Below are 25,766 nucleotides of genomic sequence, written 5' to 3' on the forward strand. Positions count from 1 at the left end.
ATGAATACTTTTCCTTTAACAATTAAATCAAATGCCTTTCTTGGAAGTTGGATCGAGGATTCGACCAACAAACAGATTTTTTCAACAAATCTTGGTGCAGAGATTTGGCTTAAAAGCAGTCACTGTTCAAAGATTATCTTTGATTGGCCAAATAGAACTTTAGCTGCGGATCAATCAAGAATTCTTATTTCAATTGATGGAGCCGATTTTTACTCGCAAATTTTGTCCGAACGTAATATTCAGCTTGATTTGGATCCTGATTCAGATCATTTAATTCGGATTATGACTCAGGCGATAACTTTTGTGAAAGCACAAACCTGGAATCTTTCTGAATTTTTCCTTTTAAAAAAAATCAGTTTTAATGGTCAACTGACCGGGGCAGTTCCCTCTAGAAAAAACTTGGTTTTTATTGGTGATTCGATCATCAATGGCCAAAAAATTTTACCGGACAGTTTTGATACTTCGGCTCATCGTCCCGATAAGAGTTGGGCTTATTTGCTTTCAGAGAAACTCGATTTCAACAATCTTAGAATTGCTTATGGCGGTACTGGAATCACTCAAAGAGCCAATATTTATCCACCGACGGCAATTGATTTTATCTGGAACTCGGCTTTAAATGTTTCTCGACCAATTGATTATTCGCAGCCTTTAGCCGGAGTAATTGTTAATTTAGGGACGAATGACCGTTCAGCCAGTTCTGAGGAATTTTCTTTTTCTCTAAAAGCTTTGCTGCGTGAATTAAAAAAACGTTTTCACGAAACGAAAATTATTGTTGTTGAACCTTTTAACGGTTGCTTCCAAGATGTTTTCCGCAAGGTTTTTAAGGATGAAAAACATATTTCTTTGATTGAAAATAATCATTGGAATTTTGAAATAAGTGATCACGGTGTCCACTTGAGTGTTAATGGGCAACAACAGGCTGCTAAAACTCTTCTGCCGCTAATTGAGGAAAAATTGAATGCTTGAGCTACCAAAGGAATTCATAGCGAAGTACCGGCGCCTACTTGGGAAGGAAGCGGATGATTTTTTGGCCAGCTTTCAAATGGAAGCCGATAATGGTTTTCATTTGAATCCTTTAAAGGACCTTCGTCAATTTGCTTCTTTAAAAAGGCAAGCTCCGATTCCTTGGAATCGGGAAAATGGCCGTTATGGAAAAATTTTTGGTGAATCAGTAGCTTTTTTGAGTGGGGTTGCCTATTCACAGGAACCAAGTGCTCAGTTCGTCGCCCGGGTAGTTGACGCACAGCCAGGAGAAAAGATCCTTGATCTGGCAGCTGCGCCCGGTGGAAAAAGTACCCAAATTGCTGCTGATATGAATAATCAGGGCTTACTGATAGCGAATGAGATCAGTTTTTCCAGAGCAAAAATCCTTAGCGAAAACATTGAGAGATCCGGGATTACTAATTGTATCGTTACTAATCATCGCCCTGATGAATTGGCAGAACATTTTGAAAATTATTTCGACAAGATTCTTTTGGATGCTCCCTGCAGTGGCGAGGGCATGTTTCGAAAAGATCCTCAGGCAATCAAATATTGGCATTCCGACTATAGTTCGGAGTGTGCTAACCGGCAAAAAGAAATTCTCAAATCAGTTTTGTCAATGCTCCGTCCAAACGGCCAGCTTATTTATTCAACTTGTACCTTTGCACCGGAAGAAGACGAGCAGATTATGGCCTGGCTTTTGGATAATTATTCCGAATTATCACTATTAAAAATCAGGAAAAAAGATGGTATCGAAGATGGTCGTCCGCAGTGGGCCGACGGAAATCGCGAATTAAAAAATACAGCCCGTCTCTGGCCGAACAAAATTAAGGGTGAAGGACATTTTGTTGCCCGATTAATTAAATCGAAGGGGAAGAACCAAAAAAACAAAGTTAATCAATTGCGGAGTAATTTAAGTCGTAACGATTCTCAAAATCTTCAGAATACTTTTAAAGAGAATCAGTTCGATTTTCCAATTAAGCAAATTTATAGGTTTGGCGATTATCTTTATTTATTTCCCGAAAATTGTCCTGAAATTTCCGGATTGAAGGTTCTTCGACTCGGACTGCAAATCGGCCGACTAAAAAATAAACGTTTTCTTCCGACTCACTCACTTGCATTAAGCAGTTTGGGCAATAAAATTTCTCAAACCTACGATCTTTCGGATTACGAATTCAGACAATTTATTCATGGCGATATAATCACAAATTTAAAGGGGAATTTTGTCAAAGGATGGGTCTTAATGACTAAACAATCTAACGGGATTGGCATTGGCCGATATTCCGATAAGGTAATTAAAAACTTTTATCCAAAAGGATTAAGAAAGACAATTCACGATCAGCCAAGATCGTAGGGATCGATTTCTTTTAATTGACTGATTTCTTCACTCTTGGTGACTCCATAAATCGCATATAGCAAAGGTAGTTGTTTTTGCCAACTTTCAATTGTTTTTTCGAGTTTATTTTGACTAAGCTGAAATAAGAAATAACCAGCAATCCCGGCCATTTTTGCACCAAGGGCTAGGGAATTAAAAACTTCCAAAGAATTTGTAATTCCACCATTTGCGATAATCGGTAACCCAGTATTGGCCTGTTTGGCAAAACGAAGGGAATCACTTGTGATAATGCCGAGATTTGTATTGCTGGTTAAAATGCTTTGAAACTCGGGATCATCAAATTCTTCTTCTTGTTCCTGTTCATTTTGTTCGTCTTGATCGGCTGTTTCCCAAAAAGATTGACGATTTCTTGTTTCTTCGATTCTGCCGAAGTCTGTTCCACCCGCACCGGCTATATTTATGGCGGCGGGGTGTAAAGAGGCTAAATCAGAGACTGATTTTTTTGACATACCAAAACCGACTTCTTTAAGGACGACCGGAACATCGACTTGCTCGATAATATTGCTTATATTCCTTTTCCAAGAAGCAAAGCTTCGGTCTCCTTCACTCATTGACAGCTCTTGGACAGCGTTTAAATGAATTTCCAATGCATTTGCATCGACAATTCGAATAGCTTCTTTAGCATCTTCTACAGAATGGCCGGCGCCAATATTGGCAAAAATGAAACCATCAGGATTTTCTTCTCGAACGACCGAAAAGCTTTCGATTGTTTCTTTTTCGCTGATAGATATAGACTCTGATCCAACAGCCATTGCAAGATGATACTTTTTGGCAATAGCAGCTAATTTTTGATTAATAACGCCGGTTCTAAAGCTTCCGCCGGTCATTGCTTCGATATAAAAAGGCCACTGGAAATGACTGCCGAAAAGTTTTACTGAATGATCAACATCAGTAACGTTGACATTTGGTAAAACCGGTCGATCGAGATGGACAAATTGCAGCCCACTTAAAGGTAGTTTATGACGCCATTGCCAAATAACTAGGCTGAGGTGTTCGTCTTTGCGATGGGCATGAGCGGATTCAATTTTTTTAGGATTTTCTGTCACTTTTTATAGTATACGTGCAAATCAAGCGGAATAATTCCAGCTTCCTGCCAATTATTTTTAATTTGTTGACTAATTTTCGGATCTCTTGTAAAAGCAATTACGTTATCGCCACCGCCTGCGCCGGAAATTTTGGCTTCGATGCCGAAATTTTTCGCGATTTCGATTGCCTTGGCCAATTTGTCTGTTAAAACACCGCTCAGTTTTTCAAGATTTTTTTCAGCCAGAAAAATTTCCTGGTTAAATTTTTCAAAATCTTTTGCTTTAATAAAATCAACCATTTTCCTGACAATCATATCGGATTCTTTTACAAAAGAGGATGACAATTGATTTTTTTTAACCAATTCACTGGTAATGGCCGGTTTTCCAGTCCAACCGACAATTAGATTCCAGTTTTCAGGAAAAAAGATTCTCTCAGGAAAACTACCGTTTTTATAAAGCAGTAAGCCTGAATAGGTTGAAGCGGCTATATCGGCACCGGAGTTTTGTGGCTGTGTTTGTCGAGACAAAATTAACGCCTGCCGAAAAATATCTTTATCCGAAAGTGAAGAATTTTCCATTTTAGTCATTAAAACAGCGTAGGCACCTGAGGATCCAAGTCCGTATTTGACTCCCTTTTCGTTTACTAGTTGTGAATAATTTTTTGAAATAAATCGGTCGATTGAGAAAACAAGAGCCAGATGGTTTGCCAGTGTAACGGCATACTCTCCCGCCAACATCAATTTCCCCGGTATTTTTAGTTCAGACATTGGCTACACCCCGACCTGGTTTTTGAACCAATATTTCGCCGTATTCTTTGAGTACATTGATAATTTTTTCCTGATATTCCGAATTGGTAATAACTTTTACGTTGGGACCGGCATCCACTGTTGCAAAGGCTAGGATTCCTTTTTTGTAAAGTTGGTCGACTTCGGCAATAATTTCTCGAGTATTTTCCGTGAAGTAATCGAAGGGGACTTTTGCAGTTCGATTCAGTTCATGCATCGATGCCGAATTTGTTTCGGCAATCAAACCGATTTTTTCAAGATTGTGATCTGAAATTGCTTTTAACATTTCATCGATCTGACGATCATTTTTTTTAAGCCAACTGTCGTAATTTGGAGAAGTTTGAGCCAGCTGCATTCCTTGACTCGAAGATATTTTTTTTACACGTTTGTCGGCTAAAATGTCGATAACCCGGATATCAAAATCGACTGGATCCAAAATTGATTCGGCAAAAGAATCATCCTTGTTTTGCCCTTTATGCCAGATGGAAAAACCACCAAAAATCGACCGGCTGGCCGAGCCGGATCCAATTCTGGCAATCTTTGAAAGTTCTCGATTATCCAATTCGAGGCCGAAAGCCTGACTGGCTGCTTTTGTCAAAGCTGCAAAAGCAGAAGCCGAAGAAGCCAATCCAGCCGATGTCGGTACATGATTTTCACTGATAACTTTTACAAAATTTTTATTACCGCACGAATTTCGGATAAAATTGATGATTTTACTGATTTTTGGCCCTTCGATTTGTTGCCCGTTTAATTGAAAAAAATCTTTTTTTGAAAACTGATCAATTTCCACGCTCGTGTCGGTGTAAAAACGATCCAAAGTTAGACCAATCGAACTACTGGTCGGTAAATTCCAGTTTAGATCGCTTTTTCCCCAGTACTTTATCAGGGCGATATTTGTATATGCACGGACTTTAGCCATCAGATTTTCGAGATCCAGCTTTCCGATGCTCCTGATTTGCTGAGAGCACTTTTTATTTCTTTTGCGGTTTCCGATTTATCAGTTAAAGCGACAATACTTCCGCCGAGCCCGCCACCGGTCAATTTAGCACCCAGTGCGCCGTGTTTTAGGGTAATTTTTATTAAACGTTCCAAGTAGGGTGTTGAAACGCCTAATTTTGACAATAAAAGTTGATTTTCGTTCATTAACTGGCCAAAGTCTTTTAAGTCGTCTGCGATAATTTCTTCTCGGCCTTTATCGGCAATTTCTCCCATTCTTTTCAAGTAACCGCCATAGACAGTTGGATTCTTTTCATAATTGTCCGCAACCAATTGAACGGCTTGAGAGGTCAAACCGGCTGTTCCGGAATCGGCAATTATAATATAAGCCTGTGTGTCGAGTTTTAGAATCGTCGCATCTTTGTTGCTGTCGAAAAAAATCGGACCTTCGGCCATAACGGCATAGGTATCTCCACCGGAAGATTTACCGTGATTTTTATTTTCGGCTATTTGAGCGAATTTGAAAACTTCTTCATCGGTGTACTGATAGTCAAAATAATCGCAAAAAGCCTTTACAATTGAGACAGCATATGCTGCCGATGATCCAAGGCCCTTTTTCGAGGGTATATTTGATTTAATGTGCAGTTTGAAAGTCAGATCGGGGCTTTCAAAGAAATTGAGCAATTCGACCAGGAGATTATAAATTCCGCTGAAACGATAATTAAGTTGGTACATCGATCCGGAAAAGTTGTCTGTTTCGATAACTGTTGTATCGGAATCGATAATCTCGGCTTTATTCGTGAGACTCAATAAAGGCGCGATAATTGCCGGATATCCGTATACAACCGAATGTTCTCCAAGAAGATGTGCTTTAGCATGTGCTTGTCCAAAACCGAAATTCATAATACTAATTGTAGTAAAAAAGGTAAAATTTTGTAGATGGATGAAAATTCAACTTTTTCAATTGTGGATTTAGAAACAACTGCTCCATTCAAAGAGGGCGGCCATATTATTCAGATTGGAATTAGTTTTGTTAAAAATTGGAAAATAATTAATAATTTTCAGACGATGGTTAATCCTGGCGTTAAAATACCTGAACAAATTGTAGATTTAACCGGGATAAAAAACGAAGATGTCGAGAATGCACCATATTTTGAAGATTTGGCTCGAATGATTCATGACCAACTGTCAGGAACTGTTTTTGTTGCGCACAACGTTCGTTACGACTTTCCGTATTTAAACGGGGAATTCGCTCGGATAAAAATGCGCCGCTTACGTTTGGAATACGTTGATACGGTTCAATTGGCCCAAATTGTTTTTCCAACAATGAACAGTTATAAATTAGATGAGCTTGTTTCAAAACTCGGTATTAATCTACCAAGGCATCATCGAGCGGATCAGGATGCTTCGGCAACTGCACAGCTTTTTTTGAAAATTCATGAACATTTGCAGGAATTTCCGCAGAATACTTTAAATAATTTGATTAATCATTCGAAAAGTTTGCTTGGAAATACGGAAACAATTTTTCAATTGTCGAAAGGAAAAAGAACTTTTCCCGGTGATCGATATGGTCCTTTCGACATCGCAAGACTGAAAAAAATAGATAAGGGGCAGCTTATTAAATGGATAGAAGCAAAGAAACAGTCTTCGCTTTCCAAACCGCTCCCGGCAACTGTTTTAAGACCACGTCAAGAATCTTTTGCCAATATTCTTCAATCGAAAATTACTGGCAAAAATAATAAGATTTTTTCTGTTTTTTCCCGACCGCGTTTTGGAAAAACAAATGCTTATTTGGATTTGGCTGTGAAAATTGCCGCCAAAGGATATAAAATTTTAATCATTGAGGAAAATTATTTAAGAAGACGTTCGACTTTTCAAAAATCTCAATCCCTATTTCCCGAAAATAAGGATTTGTTTCAAATCCCGATTACAAGAAAAGATTTCGTTAGTTTGGATAAATTGGCTGATGCTTTTTTGACCGAAGACAATCCCAGCCGTCAATTGGCGAAGTTAAGAGTTATTAGTTGGCTACTTAAAAGCAGGACGGGAAACTTGAATGAATTCGTTAATGGCTTTCCCGAACCGCTCTTTAATTTTTTCAGTGATCAGGATTCGCCAAATAAATTCGATTATTTTGAACGATCGATCTCCAGTTATACTTTCCCCTCAATCGCTATTACCGATCTTGACAGTTTCTTGAGAACTAAAAATGAATTTTCCCGGGAATATAATTTGTTTATTTTCGATGTCGACAAAGGAGTATCCAATTTGATCGATATGCTTCCATTTTTTTCCAAAAAAATTATTTTGTTTACTCAGGCCCAGAGCTATATAAAGAATTGGTACTCAATCAGGGATTTTTCTGATATGAATTCCGTAATTTTGTCTTTAGGTAGTGAATTAAAATAGCCGTTTTTATATAATTTATAGTCGTAGTAAGTGAGGATATTTGGACAACTATTCAAGAATACAATATCAAGAGAAATCTAATAAGGCTCATCGGCGTTTAATTTATGTCGGACTGATGATTCTTGTACTGCTTTTAGTTTCACTCTATCTTTTTTTCGTTTTACTGCCGATCAATAGCTCCGCCGGTAAATTTTCAAGTTTGGCGGAAACAAAAGCTGGTATTAAGAAAGTCAAGACTTTCAAAGAGAGTGATCGTAATGGAAATTATTATTCGATTTATGGCACAAACAGCAAAGGCAAAGAATATTTGGTCATTTTCAATGCCAAGAAAAAAATAGTCGATAAGGTTCCGGTTTCCGAACAGCTTTCGGATAGCAAACTCGATAAAATTTATGAAAAGTACAAGGTTAAGAATGTTTATTCTTTTGCTCCATCGATTTATAAGGGTCGGGCTGTTTTCGAATTAAGTTATGCAGGAAAAAAGAATTCGGTTAGTTTTCTAACGGTTGATTTAAAGAGCGGCAAAGTTTATCGCCTAATTGAAGGATTATAGTAATTTAAGGAGTTTTGAATAAATGGGAGAAACTAAAGTAATTAGAATCGAAGATGTTTCTAAATTTGTCGGTCAAACAGTCAAGATTGGTGTTTGGCTCAGGCAAAAAAGAGGAAGCGGAAAAATTGCCTTTTTGCAGTTGCGTGATGGAACCGGTTTTATGCAGGGGGTTGTTTCGGTCGGCGATGTCGACGAAGCTACTTTTAAGTTAGCCGAACATTTAAAACAGGAAAGCAGTTTTTATGTAACCGGCGAAATTCATCAAGATTCACGAAGCGAGTTTGGTTTTGAAATGGCCGTCTCAGATATTGAAATTGTTGGTGAATCGGAAGATTATCCAATTACGCCAAAGGAACATGGCACAGATTTTCTGTTTGATGAAAGGCATCTATATTTGCGCCATCAAAAACCATTCGCCACGATGAAAATTCGCGACGAAATTATTCGTGCGATCTATGATTTTTTTCACAAAGATGGTTTTTTAAAATTGGATTCGCCAATTATTACAGATTCGGCCCCGGAAGGAACCACTGAACTGTTTCCAGTAAAATATTTCGATAAAGATGCTTATTTATCGCAAACCGGTCAGCTTTATGCTGAAGCCGGGGCGATGGCTTTTGGAAAAGTCTATGATTTTGGTCCAACATTTCGTGCGGAAAAGTCCTCGACCCGCCGGCATCTGACTGAATTTTGGATGATTGATGCCGAGATGGCTTGGATGCATCAAGAAGATTCCCTAAAGGTCCAAGAACGATTTATAGCTTATTTGATTGAAAGAGTTGTTGATAACTGCCAAGTTGAATTAAAAATGCTCGGTCAGGATGTCGAAAAGCTACGCGCCTACACCAAACTTCCGTATCCAAGAATCAGTTACGATGATACGGTTAAATTATTACAAGATAATGATTTTAAAATCGAATGGGGTGTTGATTTTGGTTCGCCGGAGGAAACTTTTCTGGCAAAACGTTTTAATTCGCCTTTTTTCATTGTTAATTTCCCTAAAGCGATTAAAGCTTTTTATATGAAACGTCATCCAAGCCGCGATGATGTGGTAATTTCGGCTGATATGCTGGCTCCGGAGGGTTATGGGGAAATAATCGGCGGTTCGGAACGTGATACCGACTATGATTATTTGAAACAGCAGATTATCTCCCAACATCTCGACCTTTCCGAATACAGTTGGTATCTTGATCTTCGTAAATACGGTACCGTGCCGCATTCCGGTTTTGGTCTTGGTTTGGAACGCTTGATTCGCTTTATAGCTGGCGAAGATCATATCCGCGAAACGATTCCATTCCCGAGGACTCTTAATCGATTGCATCCCTGATGGACGAAGACGAAAAACAATTTTTTGCCGAAGGAAATGTCGATATTCCGACGCGACTCTTAAGAAATTATCATCAAATTGGATTGAGCAACGAGGATTTAATTGTTGTTATTCAACTTTTTGCGTTTTCAAGAGAAGCGATTAAATTACCGAGTTCTGAATTAATTTCTGCCCGGACTAATTTTTCTCAGAATTCGATTCAAAGAATTCTTGAAAAACTGCTGAAGCATAAGTTCATTTCCTTTTCAATGAATAACGATGCATATGACTTAAGCGGTTTAATCGAAAAACTTGTCGGAGGAGGCCGGGTTGATCCGAATTCTCTATCTTCCGACAAAAGTCTTAGCCAGCTTGGTACTCAAAAACGTCTCTATCAGACCTTTCAAAGGGAATTTGGTCGAATGCTAACACCGATGGAATTGCAGACGATTTCCGAATGGCTTAAAAAGGACCAATTTAGCCCTGATTTGGTCGTTACAGCACTTAATCAGGCAGTTAATGCTCAAATCTTAAATCTTCGTTATATCGAAAAAATACTGCTTAATTGGAAACATAACAATGTCCAAACTAAAGAACAGGCTGAAGCCGATAATTTACAGCACCGGCAGAGGTATTCGGACGATTCTTTTGAGGGTAAACAGGAATTTAAAAGAAAGCCTCCATCTTCTTCCGGATCGGAAAATATCAAGATACCTTTAAAAAAAATCGGTGAAGAAAAGAATTTATAATTTTTCAAACAAAAAAACGGATGTCAGAATCCGTTTTTTTGTTTTCTATTTTATTGGAGTAATTATTATGGACTATTCGAATCAGTATTGGCTGACGATTCAGTATTGGCTGACGATGATGTCTGTGTATCATTGCTAGAACTGGAACTTGCAGCCGCAGAACTTGATGACGAGCTGCTGCTTTGAACAACAACGCTGCTTGACGAACTTGATGTGCTGGCAGTCGAAGCGGAAGCAGGCGGATCAACAACAACCGTCTGTGTACTGGAGGAAGACGACGAGTAAACGCTTGGCAGACCGCCGTTGCTCCATTTTGCTCCTTTGACTTCGTATTCGGTAACTCCATTTTTAACAACTTTTTCAACCGTACTTGGCGCGGCCCAGTTGGTGTTTTCATATCCTTGAATGGCACTTATCATGAAATCGCGGTAGGCACGCTCAGGCATGGAAGACTCTGACGAATAAGGAATGTAGTTTCCGGTTTTATTCGGTTCGTCGTAGCCAGCCCAGAAAGAGGCAGCCAAGTACTTTGTATAGCCTGTAAGCCAAACATCCGATTCTGCTCCATCAGGCTGTCCGACTGACGAGGCATAACCAACGATTCCGGGCTTTACCGCTTGATAGAGGCCGGATATTTTTGCTCCGGGAGCAGATCCATTTGATTGAGGAACGCCTTCGAGCATGTTTGTCATCATAAAGGCGGTTGATTTTTTCATAGCTCGTGTCCCGCTTGGCTTATAACTATGAGTTACACCATCCGAGGTGACGATTTTTTCGACATACTCGGGTTTGTAATAAGTACCACCATTAGCGAAAGCAGAGAATGCTGTCGCTTCTTGTTCTGTGGAAACATTAATACCAATTGCTGAAGAAGCGGTTAATTGGCTTGCTTTGATCGCTATGCCGAGTTTATTTAAGAATTCGGAGGATCTCGTTGTTCCCACATCCATCAGGGTTTTAACCGCCGGAATGTTTCTGGAAACCACGATTGCTTTACGCATAGTCATGTTTCCTTGATATTCGTCATCGAAATCATGAACACTGGTATTTGTTCCCGGATATTTATATGCAGTATCCTGTACCGTTCGATAAGTTGGCCAGTTTAGATATTCGATCGCTGGTCCATAATCAACCAAAGGTTTTGCCGTCGATCCCGAGGATCGATTGGTTTGTACTGCTCGATTAAGACCAAACATTGTCGTAACATTCCGACCGCCGACTTGGGCTAGTATTCGTCCGTTTTTTGGATTAGCGACTGTTGCCGCCGCTTGAATACCTTTTTGCCATGGCACTCCCGTTCCGCCGTTTAGAACTTTATAAAGACGCTTTTGCATCTTCATATTCATGGCTGTATATATTTTTAAACCGTCCTTGTTGGGATTATATCCAAGTTTCTTGACTTCTTTTAGGGCAGACTGAACATAAGCATTCACAGTAAGGTTTGTACTTACAGAATTCGCAGTGTGTTTGCTTTTTGAAATAAGTCCTTTTGTGACTGACTCGGCTTTCGCCTTGTTGGCTTGAGCTTGAGTAATATAGCCCATTTTAACTTCGTCAGCCAGTACCTGATCGCGACGAATTTTTAGATTTTTCGGATAGACATACGGATCGTAATAAACCGGGGATTGGGGAATTCCTGCCAAAATGGCAGTTTGAGAAACGTCTAATTGTTTTAAAGTCTTTCCGAAATAATATTTGGCGGCTGTTTCCATTCCATAAATGCCGTTTCCCATATTAACTTTGTTGATATAAAAAGTGAGAATTTGGTTTTTACTGAAATTTCTCTCGACTTTTAGAGCCAACCAGGCTTCTTGAGCTTTTACTTTTAGCGTTTGATCCGATGTCTTGGTTGAAAATACGGATAATTTAACCAATTGCTGGGTTAAAGTCGACCCCCCTTGAAGCCCTGCGGTACTGCCGGTTATTTTTCCTTTGATATCCGAAACAAGTGCTCCGAGAGTTCGATAAACATCAACACCATGATGTTTATAAAAACGACGATCTTCGATTGCAACGACCGCATGCATCATACTTTTGGGTATTTCCGACTGGTCTGCATAATCTCGTTGCTGTTGGGAAACTGAGTAAATCAAATTCCCTTGTGAATCATAAATTTGTGTCGAATTTTCAGAAGCCAATTCCGATTCGGTAATTTTCGGTGCACTAGCCGCGTAGGTAAAAAAAACTGCCATTCCAGCCAACAGGACCAAGGCAAAAATTGTTGTAAACCAAGCAATAATTTTACCGAAAAGCCTTAATTTGCTCTTTTTTTTATTTTTAGGTCGATTTGAACCATTATTTGATTTTCTTCGACTTTTTTTCAAATTATTGGATGAATCCCTTCGCTTTTCATTAGGGGCTTTGTTTGCATCGTTATTGTAGTTATCATAATTCTCATACGAGAAATTTTGCGTATTGAAATCACTATTTTGGTTGAAATCGTTACTTTGATTAAAATCCTGGTTTTGTCCGTACGAACTCTGATTTCCATCAAAATTTTTGTTTATGTTTTTATTTTTATTCCGACCAAAATGGATAGGAAGCCGTCCATTTGTCTCGGGAAACATATTATTCGGATCTTTGTAATTCGATGGGGCTGAATCAAAATTCGAGTTGGCTTTATTAGCAGAATCGCTGCTATGATTTTGGCCGTCGTAATTACTTCCGAAATTATTTGGATTGTAAGAATTGTCAGACATTTAGATATTAAAAAGTTTTTTCAAAGCTGGTAAATAATCCAGACTAGGTATCATTTTACTGTTTATTTTAATTCCTTGCTTGGAAACGATTTTATAGGGCAAAGATTTCTCTCCGCCAGCCTTTGCTTTATCCCAAATTTTGATTAAAAGTGAGGCTGGAAAAATATAATACTCCGATAAAGTCGTAAAGCCAAGGACCAAAAAACCAATCCCTCCATTTTCAAGCACGTTTTTTAAATGGGTAATTTGGTGTTGATGAAAATTTTTTAAGGGCATATTGGTCTTGTTTTTTGTTTCTTTGGCATCGAAATCAATATATTTGCCGCTAACGACCCCATTATAATCGGTTGTTGACGGTTGAACATAATAAGCCTCGGTAATCTTGGCCATGCTCCGATCGGGATAGTCGACATGGACAACAGTAATCGGAGTTGGTTTTTTATGAATGACTGCTTGATGATTCACTAAGTAGTAGTCGTTGGCCTGATTGATCATTTCTTCAAGACCCATCCCACGTTTACCGTAACGGATGTTCTGATTTTTCTTTTTTTGTGGATAACCGCCTGCTCTTACTCCACTTGGATAATTTACCATAACAACAATTGTAGAATAAAGACATGCAAACACGTCTTTGGGTTACAGGATACCGAAGTTTTGAGTTAGGTGCTTTCAATGATAAAGATCCGAAGATCGAAGTCATTAAACGTGCTTTGAAGGAAAATCTGATTGATCAGTTGAAAAATAACGGACTCGAATGGATAATTACCGGGGGACAAATGGGCACTGAACAGTGGACTTGTGAAACCGCGATTGGGCTTAAAAAAGATTTCCCACAGCTTAAAATAGCACTTATGCTTCCTTTTTCTAATTTCGCTGCAAATTGGAATCAGGAACACCAAGTAAAGTTAACTGATTTGAGGACTCGGGTCGATTTTTCGGAGGCTCTTTCAAAAGAGAGCTATAAAAGTCCAATTCAATTACGCAACTTTCAGGCCTTTATGCTTAAGCACACAGATGGAGCATTGATGGTTTATGATCCTGATAATCCTGGAAAAGCGGAGTTTGAATACAAAGCAATTCAAGCATATCAACTGGAACACCCCGACTATTCTTTAAAAACAATTGATTTTGATATGCTGACAGATATTTCCAATGAAATCGAAGAAGAAAAACGACCCTGGTAAGGATCGTTTCTTAATAAAAATCTTAAAATAATTTTTTCAAGGTTGAAGGATTATTTTTAATTTATTTCTCAATTTGTTTCGTGTAAGCGATGATTTTATCAACTGTATCAGATAAAAATTGAATTGTATTTTTCAATGGTTGATCACTTGTTACATCGACTCCGGCAGTTTTAGCGGCCGCAATCGGTGCTTTGGAACCGCCAAGTTTTAGGAAATCCAACCAAGATTTGCGACCGTTTTCAGGATTGTTTTTTAAATTAATAAATCCCTGGGTTGAAATTGTTAAACCAGCTGAGTATGTGTAAGAATAAAGACCCATATAGTAGTGCGCCTGCCGCATCCAAGTTAAAGCGGCATCATCATCTATTTCGACTGCATCGCCCCAAAAACTTGAAAGAACCTTCTTCATAATTTGATTCAGTTTTTCTGCATTAAAGGAAGCCCCTTGATCGATGATTGTGTAAACTTCTCGTTGAAAAGCCGCCTCGGTCAAATGAGTAATAAAATTATGAAAATAAGTATCGCTTAGACGGTGAGAAAGAGCGAAACGCTTCGTTCTTGGATCATCGGACCGGTTTTCCAGATAGTCCGACAGGAGCAGTTCGTTAAAAGTTGAGGGAGCTTCGACATAATAGGTTGAAGGTTCATAGTTGTAATAGCTTTGATTTTTAGCTGACAAAGCACCTTGACCGGCATGACCGATTTCATGAATTAGAGTATAAACATCCGACAAGCGCCCAGTCCAGCTCATCAGGATGAAGGGATGGACCCCATATGGAAATGTTGTATATCCGCCAGAATCTTTGCCAGTATTTGCCGGGAAATCGACCCAACGATCTTTTAAGAAAGGCTCGATTGTTTTTGTATATTCATCCCCAAGTTTGGCAGTGGCCTTCATCACATAGCTGTAACCGTCTTCAATTGAAGCCTCCGGATTCAATTCGGAGTCCAAATCAAGTTTCCAATCGGCAAAAGTCATTTTCGACAACCCATTGACCTTGGCAACGTGTTTTAAATATTTTTGCGCAACCGGGGCAAAATCGTTCATGATCAAATCAATTTGCCGATCAAACATTGTCCGATCGACTTCTTGGGGAGCCAACAGATAGTCAAAAACTGAATCGTAACCGTGCATTGTTGCCAGTACTTTTTCGTTTGTCACCTGATTAAGATAAGCCGCCGCTGCAGCGTTTTGGTTTTCTCTTAAACCAGTTGAGAAAGAACGGAAAGATTTTTCTCGAATCTCGGCATTTTCGTCGTTTTGGTAGAAATTTTCGTATGCGACAAATGAATTTTTGTATATTTTTCCATCGACTTGAAAATCCTGCATATGATAGTCGCCAGCCCGAAGCTTTGTATAAACATCGTAAGGAGTGTTTAAAGCACTTTGTAAATTCGCGATTGTTTTTTCGACGGTATTTCCTAAATAACTTTTTTTGTCGAGTCTTGTTTTGCGAACCAATTCCGCATAATTGGGATTTTTATTTATTTCTTTAAGAATTTGATCATCGGCGTTAATCAAGGCATCTTTCCAAAAACTTAAAGCAACATCGCTTTTGGTGACAAAGTCCTGAGCGGCATGAGCTATTTCACCAAATTTTTCATCGGAAAAATCCGATGTTTGAGGCATAAAACCATAATTTGCAATTTGATCTATCTCTATTCCCAACTGTTCATAAACCTTCAAGGCTCTTTGAAAATCTTCAAGGCTATGTAAATGCCCATCAAAATTTTTTTGAAAAGCTTTAATCTGGTCCAAGCTATCGCTAATAGCTCTTAGAAATGCATTTTCATCGGCAAAAAGAGGACTCAGATCCCACTTATACCTTTCTTCGAATTCTGAACGTGCTTTTAACTCTGTCATAATTTCCTCCTAAATTTCCAAGTTACGAGTTAATAAAAAGTCTAGCACGGTAAAGCATTTGTAGAAATTCTTACTAAAAAATGTTTCTTTTTTATTTTTTTGAAAAAGTCGCCATGTGTATAATAGTTAAGGGCAAATCGGATGATCGCGCGATGAAAGACTCGTGAGGAAGGTCCATGCCCGCCCAATCTGAGATGATTGGAGTGTTTGTACTGAGCCCAATAAGCGAAGGCAGTATTTAACTGACGGCTAGCGAAAGGACTAAAGCTTAGCCATGTCTGATTAACTTATAAAAGTGCTATAGCGACGAATAACCGGGAAACCGGGGAAGTGAGACGACGTAAACCCTGCAAGCGGGCAACCCAAACTTTTTGGTAGGGGCGGTCAATTTGGCTAAATGAAGTAAAAATTGACACCGGTTTTATCCGGTAGATAGATGATCGTCGAAGAACGTGATCGCCAATCTCGTTTGGAACATAACATGGCCTATAGATTTGCCAAGGCAACCGCAGAGATGCGGTTTTTTTGTGCAATTGTGAAATTTATTGAAAGCGTTTCCAAGTCCCTTGTTAAAGTAGTAAAATGAATTTTGTAATATGGTTCACAAGTAGCGCGAAATCATAGTTTACAAGGGGAAGGTTTTATTATGAAAACAAGTAAGACGCTAAAAAGCATCGCTTTAACGAGCGCTGCGTTTATAATACTTCGGTTACGGACAGCGCAGCAAAAACTGCGAAGCAGACCGCTGGTAAGAAGCTTAAAAATGGGACTTACAAATTGGCAGAGCAGGATTACTATAATGGATATCGTGTTGTAATGTCGATGAAAGTCAAAAACAACAAAATTGTTTCCAATAAATATGATTATGTCAACAAAAAAGGCAAGTCGAAGACTGATGACGCAGCCTATGAAAAAGCAATGAAAAAGGCCAACGGGGTTGGACCTAAGGAATATATTCCAAAGTTAAACGAGGAATTAATTAAAGCTTACGGTTCCAAAGAACCTTCGGCCGTTGTTGACACGGTTTCCGGGGCAACCGAGTCTTCGAATCTTTTCGTTATTTATGCTCAACAGCTCATCAATCGTGCTCAAGCGGGCAACCATAAGACCGTTAAAATTTCTAATATCATTTACTCGGATTGAGCAACATAAATTTTCAACAATCTGAATCAAAAACACTTGTAATTCGAGGGTTCGGCTTACAGGTGTTTTTATGTTCCTTAATACGTAAAATTTAAATGAGAGGTTAAAAATGACAAAAAAGGATTATGCGAAAATCACCTGGCCAATTTTCTTTCAATTGATCAGTCTCCCACAGAAACTCACTGGTTTGATGCCCCTTTTATTCGGTTTTGCCTATGCTCAGTATGCTTTTGGCAGAATTGACTGGATAAATACGCTGCTTTATTTCGTTGCCCAATTCTGTGTTGCTCTCTTTGTATCGGGTTTTAATCATGTACAGGATTTTAAAAAAGCCAAAGATTCAAAATACTTGGAAACGACAAATATTATCAGTTATCGGCATTTGAATCCGAAACACGTTCTTTATTTAATGTTTTCCTTTTTATTAATTGCTTGTTCAATTGGAATTATATTAGTTTTTCGGACAAATTTAATCCTTCTTTTCATCGGTGGGGCAGCGATCTTTGTTGCAATTTTTTACACAGCCGGCCCAATCCCTCTGTCGAGACTTCCTTTAGGAGAGATGTTGTCCGGACCGGTCGAAGGTTTTGGAACCGTTTTTATCGCTTCCTTCATCAACATGCCATATTTGCCGATTTTTTTGTCTTTTCATTCCGAATGGATTGTTAATCTGACGGTCAATCTTGCTGTTCTGTTCCAACTTTTACTTGTCGGTCTGCCATTCGCAATTCTCGATAGTACGGTTATGTTCGCTGATAATATATGCGACTTAAAACAGGACATAAAAAATGAACGTTATACTCTGCCTTTCTATCTGGAAAAAAAGAAAGCCGTCCAAATTTATCCATTTTGGCCATCGACGGCGCTTTTGTTCATCTTAATTTCAGTTATTTTTAATTATTTGCCAATCTGGAGTCTACTGGTTCTTCTTTTATTACCCTGGATAATCAAAAATACCCATGCCTTTATGCAATTTCAGGATAAGGCAACAACTTTTAAAAGCGCTATAAATAACTTGCTGATGATAGGCGCAGCGCAAGTATTGATTATCGTTGCTTTTCTTTTATTTTCTTAAAAAATATATTGCGAAAATCAGAAAAACAAATATTAAGCATGCTATCCAGTCATTCACTTTAAATTTTAATCGATTAAATTTTGTTCTTTTAGGAGCTCCGCCATAACCGCGTGATTCCATTGCCGTTGCCAATTCATCGGCTCGATTAAAACTGGCGATAAATCGGGGAATAAAAGTCGGTACAAGCGATCTCATTTGTTGGAAAATATTTCCTTCGCCGAAATCAACTCCGCGAGCTCGTTGGGCATTCATAATTTTACCTGTTTCATCCATTAGAGTTGGTACAAATCTGAGGGAGAGGGCAAGCATTAGCGATATTTCATCGATGGGGAGATGGAAAAATTTTAATGGTTTTAAAATACTGGATAATCCGTTTGCCAAATTTGTTGGCGAGGTTGTCAAAGTCAATAATGTTGAAATAAAAATAATTAAAACGAAGCGCAAAAAAACGATTATTCCAGAATTGATACCGTACTGTGATATTGTCAACCACCCCCAATGCCAGTAAAGGTGTCCGCCGGTTAGGAAAAGAACCTGCATCATAACTGTGAAAATGATCAGCCAGAGCATCGGCCGTAAACCGTTTAAAAAAAGCCAAAGCGAATTTTTGCAATCAAAACACAAAAAAAGATGAAGGCAAACAGTAATAGATTGGATTGCCAATTATCAGCGAAAAAAGTTAGAAAAATAAAGGCCAGTGTGATCACTAATTTTACCCGTGGATCAAGTCGATGAATCAGTGTTTTTCCGGGCAAATATCGGCCAATTAATAAGCGGTCAACATTCATTTTTTATCCTTCTTAATTTCAAACTGCTTTTTAATTTCTCTTAACAGCTCTCGCTTATTTTTGATTGAAACATTAATTGGAAAACCAACTTTTTTCAATTGCTTGGCAAAATCGATTGCCGAGGGTAAACGCAATTTTTCTTTGCGTAAATAACTTTCATCGGAAAATATTTCTTCCGGACTACCGACTTTTGAAATCCTGCCAGCGTTTAAAACGATTATTTGATCGGAATAATCGGCGACATCATCCATTTCGTGACTTACCATTACAATCGTTTTTCCCTGCTGGTTGAGTCTGCTAAAAAGATTCATTATTTCATCCTTGCTGCCCGGATCCAAACCAATGACCGGTTCGTCAAGCAAAAGCAGCTGCGGATCGGAAATTAGAATCGATGCAATCGCGACCCGTCTCCTTTGGCCGCCGGAAAGGTCTAGTGGTGATTTTTGCAAAAATGATTCCGGTAAATTAACAGTTTTAAGAACTTTCCGCGCTTTTTCTTTGGCGATTTTTTCTTCGACGCCAAAATTTTTTGGTCCGAAAATCAAATCTTTTTCAACCGTTTCCTCAAATAGTTGATTTTCGGAAAACTGAAAAATAAAACCGACATTTTTCCGGAATTTCTTTAAATGCTTTGCATTGCTGCCGGAATTCATTTGAAAGCTTCCAGCTTGTATGTGACCTTTTTCTGGGATTAGAAGTCCATCGATAAGTTGAAGAACTGTCGATTTGCCACTACCCGTATGTCCGACAATAGAGGTGAAGGATCCATCTGGTATATCGAAACTGACATCTTTTAAGGCAGCAGTCGAAAATGGCGTATTTAATTGGTAACTAAAACTTACGTTCCTGAAATTGATTTCCATAGAAAATTAACCAGCTCCCTTTGATGATTGTATTCTTGTGTAAAATTGATTCCACTTTCACGCAAATCTTTTTGCAATTGTTGCAAAAAAGGAAGTTTAAGATCGTTTTTTGATAGAAGCTCACTATCAGAAAAGAGTTGGTTAATTTTTGTATCAGCGGCAATTTTTCCATCATTTAACAAAATTACTCGATCGGATAAATTAAGTTCATTCAAATCATGGTTAACTGATATGACGGTCAAATTTTGCTGTTCTTTTAATTTTTTGATTGTCTGCCAGACTTCATCGCGTCCATCCGGATCAAGCATACTGGCCGCTTCGTCCAAAATTAAAATTTTCGGCTGAATTGCCAAAACACCGGCGATTGCTACTCGCTGTTTTTGTCCACCTGACAGGCGAACTGGCGATTTTTCGGCAAAATCGATCATTCCGACAGTTTTTAAAGCCTGTTGAGCACGTACCAACATTTCTTCTTGTGGAATTTGATAATTCTCCATTCCAAAGGCAACATCTTCTATCACGCTACCGGACACAAATTGATTATCGGGATTTTGAAAAACGATTCCAATTTTTTTGCGAATTTCCCAGAGAGTTTTTTCTGAAAGGGTTAGTCCATCGATGATTATCTTTCCTGAATCAGCTTTAAGCAAGCCGTCTAAAAGGCGAATCAAGGTACTTTTACCGGAACCGTTTTTCCCGACTATCGTTATCCATTCACCATCTAAGACAGAAAAATTAACATTCTCGATACTTCTTATCGATGACTGAGTGTAACTATAATTTAAATTTTTTGTTTCGATTATTTTCATTTCAGGATTGCCGATCCAATAATTCCCTCGTGATATCGATTAAAGCTTTCTTTGCAGGTTTGTCAGGAAGATCATTAATTTGTATAAGTGCTTTTTTTGTATAGGTTTCAGCATATTTTTTGGCCTTTTTAATCCCATCGAATTCGATAACCAGCTTAGCAATTTCTTCAGTATCCTGATCAGTCATTTTGTTCTTCTTTTTCAAAAAAGGGAAAAAAAGATCTTTATGTTGAGCCATCGCCAGAATCAAAGGGGCTGAATAAACACCTTCACGCATGTCGTTATGAACCGGCTTGCCGATCTGTTGGCTATTATCGGTATAATCCAAAATATCATCCATTAATTGAAAAGATACGCCGATATTCAGGCCGATTTTTTCGGCATTTTTCGCGAATTTAATTTTATTTCCGCTTTCGTAGGCACCGAGAAAAGTTGCTAGGGAAAATAATTGCCCGGTTTTTCCGGAGATTTGTTTAAAATACTGGTCAATGGAAATGTTTAGATCATAACGCTCGACCATCTGTGTCATTTCACCATTTAAAATCGCATTCATATGGTGACCGTATTGCTGAATTCCACGAAAATCGCTGGCGTATTCGGCTAACAAGTTAAAACATACAACAAACAAATAATCACCGGAATAGACAGCTGTACTTTGTCCGAACTGTTTTTGAATCGATGACATTCCCCGTCGAGTTGGCGACTCATCGATTACGTCATCGTGAATCAAAGTCGCCATATGGAGAATTTCAATCGCTGCTGCCAAGGCAATAATTTTATTGCGATCGGTTTTTTGGAACATTGAAAACAACAATAAATAAGCTGGCCGGAGCAATTTTCCGCCGGAATTAATCATCTCCAAAATCGCTTTTGAAACGGGCTCGTTGTCAGTTTTAATATTTTTTTGCATCAAAGCTAAAGTAAGCCCCAACTCATGTTTGATAAGCGGATACTTATCCCACATCGGATTTATTTTCATATTTTTACTCGTTAAATCCTTTCTTTGACATTTGAATACTCAAAACGCAGACGAGACAGTGTACGGACATGTTCGAAGAGAAAATTAGCTGCGATGCCAACGGCAATTCCGGCTAAAATTCCAATGAAGGAAAGAATCGGCATATACAGCATTACAGTCCAAGAGCCGGCAATCCAACTTGCAACACTTAATTGGCCAATATTAAACAGTATTCCTCCAGCAGCTGAAATCCCAATCATAGAAACGTGTTTTTCTCCAAACTGTTTGATTAAGAGCATCCCAAGCCAAGAAAGAAAAGAACCGGCAACAGAATACATAAAAGTCGACATTGTTCCACCAAGCAGCGTCGTTAGAACCAAACGCATCAGCATCAATAAGAAACTTTCCGAAACTGGGAGGGTATAAATCGATACGATTGTAATAATGTTGGCCAAGCCTAATTTTGCTCCTGGCGCGAAGGCGAAGGGAAAAGGAATCATTCGTTCAATGAGGCCGATGATAACTCCTTGAGCACAAAGCAGGGAAATATAGACATATTGTCGTGTCTTTTCCGAAGAATAATTCAATTAACAATTCCTCCGAAGGTACGCCCATCACTGGATTTTATTTCGACGATTAATTTATGTGGCAGGCAAACGATCGATTGTCCTGCTTTGCCAATTGCCGCATGCTGAACGCAAATCTGATCCGGACAGTTAGCTTCGACGATTTTAACTTTTTTTCCTGTTGCAACTACCACGTTGTATGCTTTTCCATTCGTAAAACGATACTTTGTTGTTCCAGTATGTCCTGTTAATTTGATTTTGTGGACAACTTTTCCTTTATGAGTGATAACGGCAGTTAATATTTCCTGGGCCCCCGCTGATTGTTCTTTTTGTTCTTGAAGCGAGAAAACTCCCAAGGGTGCAAAGGAAAGTAAGATCAAAAGAACCACAATCATCAGATCAAGAGGTTTGATCATCTTCAAATATTTTTTTGCAGCAGCAGAAAGTCTCATCTTTTATAATTTCCAATTATTTGTAAATTGATTTTTCTTTTCCATACCACCAATTTACAAAATGTTCTCTAATCCATGGAATTATATATTTGTCAAGGCCGAAAATTCTGCCAGCACCGTTCATGGCTGCAATCGCCATTGGGATCATCCATATATTTGTCCAGTAAAACATCGAGCTCAAAGAAAATATTGCAACGAAGGCAACCGAGGCAGCGGATGCCAGCCAGGTGAATAGGCCGAAGACAAGCGCCAATCCGATTAATAATTCAAAAATAGTCATTGCTTTTTGCATGAAAAAAGCAACATCGGTATTTGGAATCATGAATTTAGTTATATTGTAATACCATTTCGGCATGTGTTTGAAGATCAACATCGGCTGGTTGCCATATTCATAGGAGAGAGAAAAAGTCGCTTTGGCTGTTGTTGCAGTCGAAGAAGTTGCATCGCTTCCGGCTGCCGAAGCTCCGGACGTCGTATTGGCTACCAACCAGTCAAAGCTCGTCAGCCGCAGCTTGTTTGCAAACCAGGAACCTTTTCCACTAATTTTTTGGGAAACATCGACAAGCCAGGTTGCGCCAAGGAAGAGGCGGGCCGGAAGCGACCACAGTACGTTTCCTTGCCTGCTTATATAACCGTGGAACATGTTTCGTTCATTTCGAGTATTGAAGAATTCATGTCGTAGATACCTAAGGAAATAATAAGCGTTTGTAATCTGGAAAAAATACATGAAATTGATCATGTGTTTAACTGCTTGAGCAAAAAAACCACTTAAATGAGTATTTTTGCCGAGATGGGCAACGGCGTATTTCGAACCAATCGATACAACAAAACCGGAATATTTTCCTTCGAATTCAGCTGTTGTCTTTTGCCCGGAAATTGCGAGGGCAATATTTTTCGCTGCAACTTTCGAACCGGCCTCGGCTCCTTGAACTGTTTGTGGTTGGCCTTTTCCTGAACCGTCTTCATCAGTTAACGAGACGTCGCCAAGAACATAGATTTTTTCGTCATCGAGAGACTGGCCTTGTTTGTTGACTAAAATCCTTCCGCCGCGTCCCTGTTGTAAACCAAATTTGTTTACTTGATCCGGCGCTTTGATCCCGGCTGTCCAGATCAAAGTCGAAGTTGAAAATTTACTGCCGTCTTTGAAATCGATTGAATCATCCCCGATACTAACCACGCTGGTATTCTTAAGGATTTCCACACCGTGCCTTATTAGATATTTTTCTCCTTTATCGGCGTCTTTTCGATCGAGCATATTCATCAAAGTTGGAGCCATTTCGATTAAGGTTAATTTAATTTCCGATGGATCGATCTTGTTTTTTTGCAAGAATTTTCTTCCAATCGATTAATTCACCGATCATTTCAATTCCGGTAAAACCGGATCCAACAACTGCTAGAGTCAACAGGCTTTTGCGTTTACTTGAATCTGTTTCGACAGCGCCAAGGCGAATATGCTCTTCGATTGCATGCTTCAATTTAATAGCTTGTTCCAGTGAACCAAGGGTATAACCATATTTTTCGACTCCCGGTGTTGAAAAACTGTTTGGTTCTGATCCGGCACTTAAAACCAGATAATCATAAGGGTAGCTACCGTTTTTTGTAATAACTTGCTTGTTTTTGCGATCAATATTCCTTACTTCGTCGGTCACGATATTGACATTTTTTCTATGACAAAACAGTTTTTGCAAATCGTATTGAATGGCATCGGCATCCACGCGATCGGCAGCGACTTCATATAATTCAGTCATATAAGTCATATATGAATTCTTATCGATTAAAGTAATTTTTACGCCGGAATTCTTTTTGAATTTCTTTGCGAGGTTCTTAACGGTATAAATTCCCCCGAAACCACCTCCGACAACGACAATGTTGCTATCTGACATTTTGGCAACTCCTCCAAATTGTTATGAATTTAACTAACTTCCTAATTGTAAGCCTTTTCATGTAAGCTTGTCTAGCTATTTTTTTGAAGACGAAATAATTCTTTGTAAAAAAATATTGTATTTTCCGGTCTTTTTAAAAGATAAAAAATTGCTTATTTTATAGTTTGTATCAATTTACTCATAAAAAAAATGAACAAGTAGAATGGAGTAATGAAGCAATTTAATTTAATCGCAACTTCCGGACAGGGAATCGAAGCACTCGTTGCCAAAGAACTGAATAATTTAGGTTATCAAACACGAACCGAAAATGGGTTTGTCCGCTTTTCCGGTAATCAAAGAGATATCTTGAAAACCAATATTTGGCTGAGAACAGCCGATCGGATCAAAATTCTTGTTGGAGAATTTCATACCTTGCGTTTCGACGATCTTTTTGAATCGGTTAAAGCGCTCCCTTGGAGTGAACTCATTAACTGGGATGATCAGTTCCCGGTAATGGAAGCTCATAGTCGCGATTCGCAGTTGTTTAGTGTACCTGATATTCAACGAATTACTAAAAAAGCGATTGTCGAGGCTTTGAGATCGCAGACTGGCCACGAAGATCTTCCTGAAACCGGAAAGCATGTCGGTATTGACATACGAATTGATAAAAATAACGTCCGAATTATGATCGATACAAGCGGCGAATCACTTTTTAAACGCGGCTATCGTACGGAACACGGTGGGGCTCCATTGAAGGAAAATTTTGCTGCCGCTTTGGTTTTATTGACGAACTGGTTTACAGATAATCCCTTCGTTGATCCGGTCTGTGGATCGGGAACGATTCCGATTGAAGCGGCTCTGATTGGAAAAAATATTGCACCAGGGATTAATCGAACTTTTGAAATCGAGTCATGGGCTTGGTTTGACAAAAAACTCAGTCAGGATGTTAGAGAAGAAGCTGATAGTCTGGCAAAATACGATCAACCTTTGGATATTAGCGGCTATGACATTGATGGTAATATGATCAGAATTTCCAAAGAAAATGCAAAAAAGGCCGGACTTTATAATGACATTGCCTTTAAACAGTTGGCAGTCAAAGATTGGCAAACTGATAAAATTAATGGAATTTTGGTAGCTAATCCGCCCTATGGCCAAAGACTTGGCGAAATCGAGGATGCACGACAGATTTATCAACAAATGGGTTCGATATATAATCAAATGCCGACCTGGAGCAAATATATTTTGACCAGCGATGAGAAATTCGAACAATTTTATGGTAAGAAAGCGACGAAGAAAAGGAAATTATACAATGGTCCGATTCGAACAGATTTATATCAATATTGGGGTAAGAAGGTTCGCTGAT

Annotated in this window: 22 protein-coding genes, 1 other RNA gene and 2 pseudogenes; 11 read left to right on the plus strand and 14 right to left on the minus strand. The window is 38.8% G+C overall.

Annotation, left to right across the window (positions count from 1 at the left end; all coding sequences use genetic code 11):
* Both J3U91_RS04820 and J3U91_RS04825 read left to right on the plus strand, forming a co-directional pair.
* Positions 1 to 966, plus strand: coding sequence for a GDSL-type esterase/lipase family protein (locus tag J3U91_RS04820; RefSeq protein WP_002818928.1), 966 nt, complete (start codon positions 1 to 3; stop codon positions 964 to 966).
* Complete coding sequence (locus J3U91_RS04825) at positions 959 to 2,335, plus strand: RsmF rRNA methyltransferase first C-terminal domain-containing protein (RefSeq protein ID WP_002818927.1); 1,377 nt, start codon at positions 959 to 961, stop codon at positions 2,333 to 2,335. Before J3U91_RS04820 ends, J3U91_RS04825 begins: the two co-directional genes overlap by 8 nt.
* Here the strand turns inward: J3U91_RS04825 and fni are convergent.
* From fni to mvk, 4 genes are read right to left on the minus strand one after another with little or no spacing between them, the layout of a single operon-like run.
* On the minus strand, positions 2,320 to 3,423 hold the full coding sequence (gene fni / locus J3U91_RS04830) for a type 2 isopentenyl-diphosphate Delta-isomerase (RefSeq protein WP_002818925.1): 1,104 nt from the start codon (positions 3,421 to 3,423) through the stop codon (positions 2,320 to 2,322). The genes J3U91_RS04825 and fni overlap by 16 nt on opposite strands.
* Complete coding sequence (locus tag J3U91_RS04835; protein WP_002818924.1) at positions 3,420 to 4,169, minus strand: mevalonate kinase family protein; 750 nt, start codon at positions 4,167 to 4,169, stop codon at positions 3,420 to 3,422. Before J3U91_RS04835 ends, fni begins: the two co-directional genes overlap by 4 nt.
* Positions 4,162 to 5,106, minus strand: a complete 945-nt coding sequence (mvaD, locus tag J3U91_RS04840) for a diphosphomevalonate decarboxylase (protein WP_002818923.1) — start codon at positions 5,104 to 5,106, stop codon at positions 4,162 to 4,164. The genes J3U91_RS04835 and mvaD overlap by 8 nt, the downstream gene beginning before the upstream one ends.
* Complete coding sequence (gene mvk, locus J3U91_RS04845) at positions 5,106 to 6,026, minus strand: mevalonate kinase (protein ID WP_002818921.1); 921 nt, start codon at positions 6,024 to 6,026, stop codon at positions 5,106 to 5,108. Before mvk ends, mvaD begins: the two co-directional genes overlap by 1 nt.
* Positions 6,027 to 6,062: 36 nt before the next feature.
* Between mvk and J3U91_RS04850 the strand changes: the two genes are divergently transcribed.
* From J3U91_RS04850 to J3U91_RS04865, 4 genes are read left to right on the plus strand one after another with little or no spacing between them, the layout of a single operon-like run.
* A complete protein-coding gene (locus J3U91_RS04850) occupies positions 6,063 to 7,532 on the plus strand; it encodes an exonuclease domain-containing protein (RefSeq protein ID WP_002817172.1) in 1,470 nt (489 codons plus the stop codon).
* Positions 7,533 to 7,572: 40 nt separating this feature from the next.
* Complete coding sequence (locus J3U91_RS04855; RefSeq protein ID WP_002818919.1) at positions 7,573 to 8,085, plus strand: cell wall elongation regulator TseB-like domain-containing protein; 513 nt, start codon at positions 7,573 to 7,575, stop codon at positions 8,083 to 8,085.
* A 22-nt stretch (positions 8,086 to 8,107) separates the two neighbouring features.
* Positions 8,108 to 9,412 carry an asparagine--tRNA ligase gene (gene asnS, locus J3U91_RS04860; RefSeq protein ID WP_002818918.1) on the plus strand — a complete coding sequence of 435 codons (1,305 nt, stop codon included), beginning with the start codon at positions 8,108 to 8,110 and terminating at the stop codon, positions 9,410 to 9,412.
* Positions 9,412 to 10,140: a DnaD domain protein gene (locus J3U91_RS04865; RefSeq protein ID WP_002818916.1), complete on the plus strand. Its 729-nt coding sequence runs from the start codon at positions 9,412 to 9,414 to the stop codon at positions 10,138 to 10,140. The genes asnS and J3U91_RS04865 overlap by 1 nt, the downstream gene beginning before the upstream one ends.
* A gap of 65 nt (positions 10,141 to 10,205) precedes the next feature.
* On the opposite strand, the gene J3U91_RS04870 is transcribed toward J3U91_RS04865, so the two are convergent.
* Both J3U91_RS04870 and recU read right to left on the minus strand, forming a co-directional pair.
* Positions 10,206 to 12,839, minus strand: coding sequence for a transglycosylase domain-containing protein (locus J3U91_RS04870; protein WP_002818914.1), 2,634 nt, complete (start codon positions 12,837 to 12,839; stop codon positions 10,206 to 10,208).
* The gene (recU, locus tag J3U91_RS04875) at positions 12,840 to 13,433 is read right to left on the minus strand and encodes a Holliday junction resolvase RecU (protein ID WP_002818912.1); all 594 of its coding nucleotides are present in this window, start codon (positions 13,431 to 13,433) and stop codon (positions 12,840 to 12,842) included.
* 23 nt (positions 13,434 to 13,456) lie between these two features.
* Between recU and J3U91_RS04880 the strand changes: the two genes are divergently transcribed.
* On the plus strand, positions 13,457 to 14,023 hold the full coding sequence (locus tag J3U91_RS04880; protein WP_002818911.1) for an SLOG family protein: 567 nt from the start codon (positions 13,457 to 13,459) through the stop codon (positions 14,021 to 14,023).
* Positions 14,024 to 14,084: 61 nt separating this feature from the next.
* On the opposite strand, the gene pepF is transcribed toward J3U91_RS04880, so the two are convergent.
* Complete coding sequence (gene pepF, locus J3U91_RS04885) at positions 14,085 to 15,887, minus strand: oligoendopeptidase F (RefSeq protein ID WP_002818909.1); 1,803 nt, start codon at positions 15,885 to 15,887, stop codon at positions 14,085 to 14,087.
* A gap of 133 nt (positions 15,888 to 16,020) precedes the next feature.
* On the opposite strand from pepF, the gene rnpB reads away from it, so the two are divergent.
* From rnpB to J3U91_RS04900, 3 genes are all read left to right on the plus strand, one after another.
* Positions 16,021 to 16,381: RNase P RNA component class B (gene rnpB / locus J3U91_RS04890), an RNA gene on the plus strand.
* A gap of 283 nt (positions 16,382 to 16,664) precedes the next feature.
* Positions 16,665 to 17,030 carry an FMN-binding protein gene (locus J3U91_RS04895; RefSeq protein ID WP_226489992.1) on the plus strand — a complete coding sequence of 122 codons (366 nt, stop codon included), beginning with the start codon at positions 16,665 to 16,667 and terminating at the stop codon, positions 17,028 to 17,030.
* A gap of 109 nt (positions 17,031 to 17,139) precedes the next feature.
* On the plus strand, positions 17,140 to 18,105 hold the full coding sequence (locus J3U91_RS04900; protein WP_002818905.1) for a prenyltransferase: 966 nt from the start codon (positions 17,140 to 17,142) through the stop codon (positions 18,103 to 18,105).
* On the opposite strand, the pseudogene J3U91_RS04905 reads toward J3U91_RS04900, so the two are convergent.
* The 7 genes and pseudogenes from J3U91_RS04905 to J3U91_RS04935 all read right to left on the minus strand — a co-directional run bounded on the left by J3U91_RS04905 (position 18,094) and on the right by J3U91_RS04935 (position 24,424).
* Positions 18,094 to 18,893, minus strand: a pseudogene (locus J3U91_RS04905) (energy-coupling factor transporter transmembrane component T family protein). The gene J3U91_RS04900 and the pseudogene J3U91_RS04905 overlap by 12 nt on opposite strands.
* Positions 18,890 to 19,756, minus strand: coding sequence for an energy-coupling factor transporter ATPase (locus J3U91_RS04910; RefSeq protein WP_002818900.1), 867 nt, complete (start codon positions 19,754 to 19,756; stop codon positions 18,890 to 18,892). The pseudogene J3U91_RS04905 and the gene J3U91_RS04910 overlap by 4 nt, the downstream one beginning before the upstream one ends.
* The gene (locus tag J3U91_RS04915) at positions 19,732 to 20,565 is read right to left on the minus strand and encodes an energy-coupling factor transporter ATPase (protein WP_002818898.1); all 834 of its coding nucleotides are present in this window, start codon (positions 20,563 to 20,565) and stop codon (positions 19,732 to 19,734) included. The genes J3U91_RS04910 and J3U91_RS04915 overlap by 25 nt, the downstream gene beginning before the upstream one ends.
* Position 20,566: 1 nt before the next feature.
* A complete protein-coding gene (locus J3U91_RS04920; RefSeq protein ID WP_002818896.1) occupies positions 20,567 to 21,544 on the minus strand; it encodes a polyprenyl synthetase family protein in 978 nt (325 codons plus the stop codon).
* An 11-nt stretch (positions 21,545 to 21,555) separates the two neighbouring features.
* On the minus strand, positions 21,556 to 22,110 hold the full coding sequence (locus J3U91_RS04925) for a Gx transporter family protein (RefSeq protein ID WP_002818895.1): 555 nt from the start codon (positions 22,108 to 22,110) through the stop codon (positions 21,556 to 21,558).
* Positions 22,107 to 22,541 (minus strand): NusG domain II-containing protein, encoded by a 435-nt coding sequence (locus J3U91_RS04930; RefSeq protein WP_002818892.1) that lies wholly within the window; start codon positions 22,539 to 22,541, stop codon positions 22,107 to 22,109. Before J3U91_RS04930 ends, J3U91_RS04925 begins: the two co-directional genes overlap by 4 nt.
* Positions 22,542 to 22,557: 16 nt before the next feature.
* Positions 22,558 to 24,424 (minus strand): annotated as a pseudogene (locus J3U91_RS04935) (NAD(P)/FAD-dependent oxidoreductase).
* Between the two features lie 210 nt (positions 24,425 to 24,634).
* On the opposite strand from J3U91_RS04935, the gene J3U91_RS04940 reads away from it, so the two are divergent.
* Positions 24,635 to 25,765, plus strand: coding sequence for a THUMP domain-containing class I SAM-dependent RNA methyltransferase (locus J3U91_RS04940; RefSeq protein WP_002818888.1), 1,131 nt, complete (start codon positions 24,635 to 24,637; stop codon positions 25,763 to 25,765).
* The last annotated feature ends 1 nt before the right edge of the window (position 25,766 follow it).

It is taken from the genome of Oenococcus oeni (assembly GCF_020510245.1).
Classification (GTDB): domain Bacteria; phylum Bacillota; class Bacilli; order Lactobacillales; family Lactobacillaceae; genus Oenococcus; species Oenococcus oeni.

Coding starts and splice junctions, on each gene's coding strand:
- J3U91_RS04900 (WP_002818905.1), top strand. CDS start 17,140: ATGACAAAAAAGGATTATGCGAAAATCACCTGGCCAATTTTCTTTCAA.
- J3U91_RS04850 (WP_002817172.1), top strand. CDS start 6,063: ATGGATGAAAATTCAACTTTTTCAATTGTGGATTTAGAAACAACTGCT.
- J3U91_RS04820 (WP_002818928.1), top strand. CDS start 1: ATGAATACTTTTCCTTTAACAATTAAATCAAATGCCTTTCTTGGAAGT.
- J3U91_RS04870 (WP_002818914.1), bottom strand. CDS start 12,839: ATGTCTGACAATTCTTACAATCCAAATAATTTCGGAAGTAATTACGAC.
- J3U91_RS04835 (WP_002818924.1), bottom strand. CDS start 4,169: ATGTCTGAACTAAAAATACCGGGGAAATTGATGTTGGCGGGAGAGTAT.
- J3U91_RS04940 (WP_002818888.1), top strand. CDS start 24,635: ATGAAGCAATTTAATTTAATCGCAACTTCCGGACAGGGAATCGAAGCA.
- pepF (WP_002818909.1), bottom strand. CDS start 15,887: ATGACAGAGTTAAAAGCACGTTCAGAATTCGAAGAAAGGTATAAGTGG.
- J3U91_RS04880 (WP_002818911.1), top strand. CDS start 13,457: ATGCAAACACGTCTTTGGGTTACAGGATACCGAAGTTTTGAGTTAGGT.
- J3U91_RS04920 (WP_002818896.1), bottom strand. CDS start 21,544: ATGAAAATAAATCCGATGTGGGATAAGTATCCGCTTATCAAACATGAG.
- recU (WP_002818912.1), bottom strand. CDS start 13,433: ATGGTAAATTATCCAAGTGGAGTAAGAGCAGGCGGTTATCCACAAAAA.
- asnS (WP_002818918.1), top strand. CDS start 8,108: ATGGGAGAAACTAAAGTAATTAGAATCGAAGATGTTTCTAAATTTGTC.
- J3U91_RS04910 (WP_002818900.1), bottom strand. CDS start 19,756: ATGGAAATCAATTTCAGGAACGTAAGTTTTAGTTACCAATTAAATACG.
- mvaD (WP_002818923.1), bottom strand. CDS start 5,106: ATGGCTAAAGTCCGTGCATATACAAATATCGCCCTGATAAAGTACTGG.
- J3U91_RS04865 (WP_002818916.1), top strand. CDS start 9,412: ATGGACGAAGACGAAAAACAATTTTTTGCCGAAGGAAATGTCGATATT.
- J3U91_RS04930 (WP_002818892.1), bottom strand. CDS start 22,541: ATGAGACTTTCTGCTGCTGCAAAAAAATATTTGAAGATGATCAAACCT.
- mvk (WP_002818921.1), bottom strand. CDS start 6,026: ATGAATTTCGGTTTTGGACAAGCACATGCTAAAGCACATCTTCTTGGA.
- J3U91_RS04825 (WP_002818927.1), top strand. CDS start 959: ATGCTTGAGCTACCAAAGGAATTCATAGCGAAGTACCGGCGCCTACTT.
- J3U91_RS04915 (WP_002818898.1), bottom strand. CDS start 20,565: ATGAAAATAATCGAAACAAAAAATTTAAATTATAGTTACACTCAGTCA.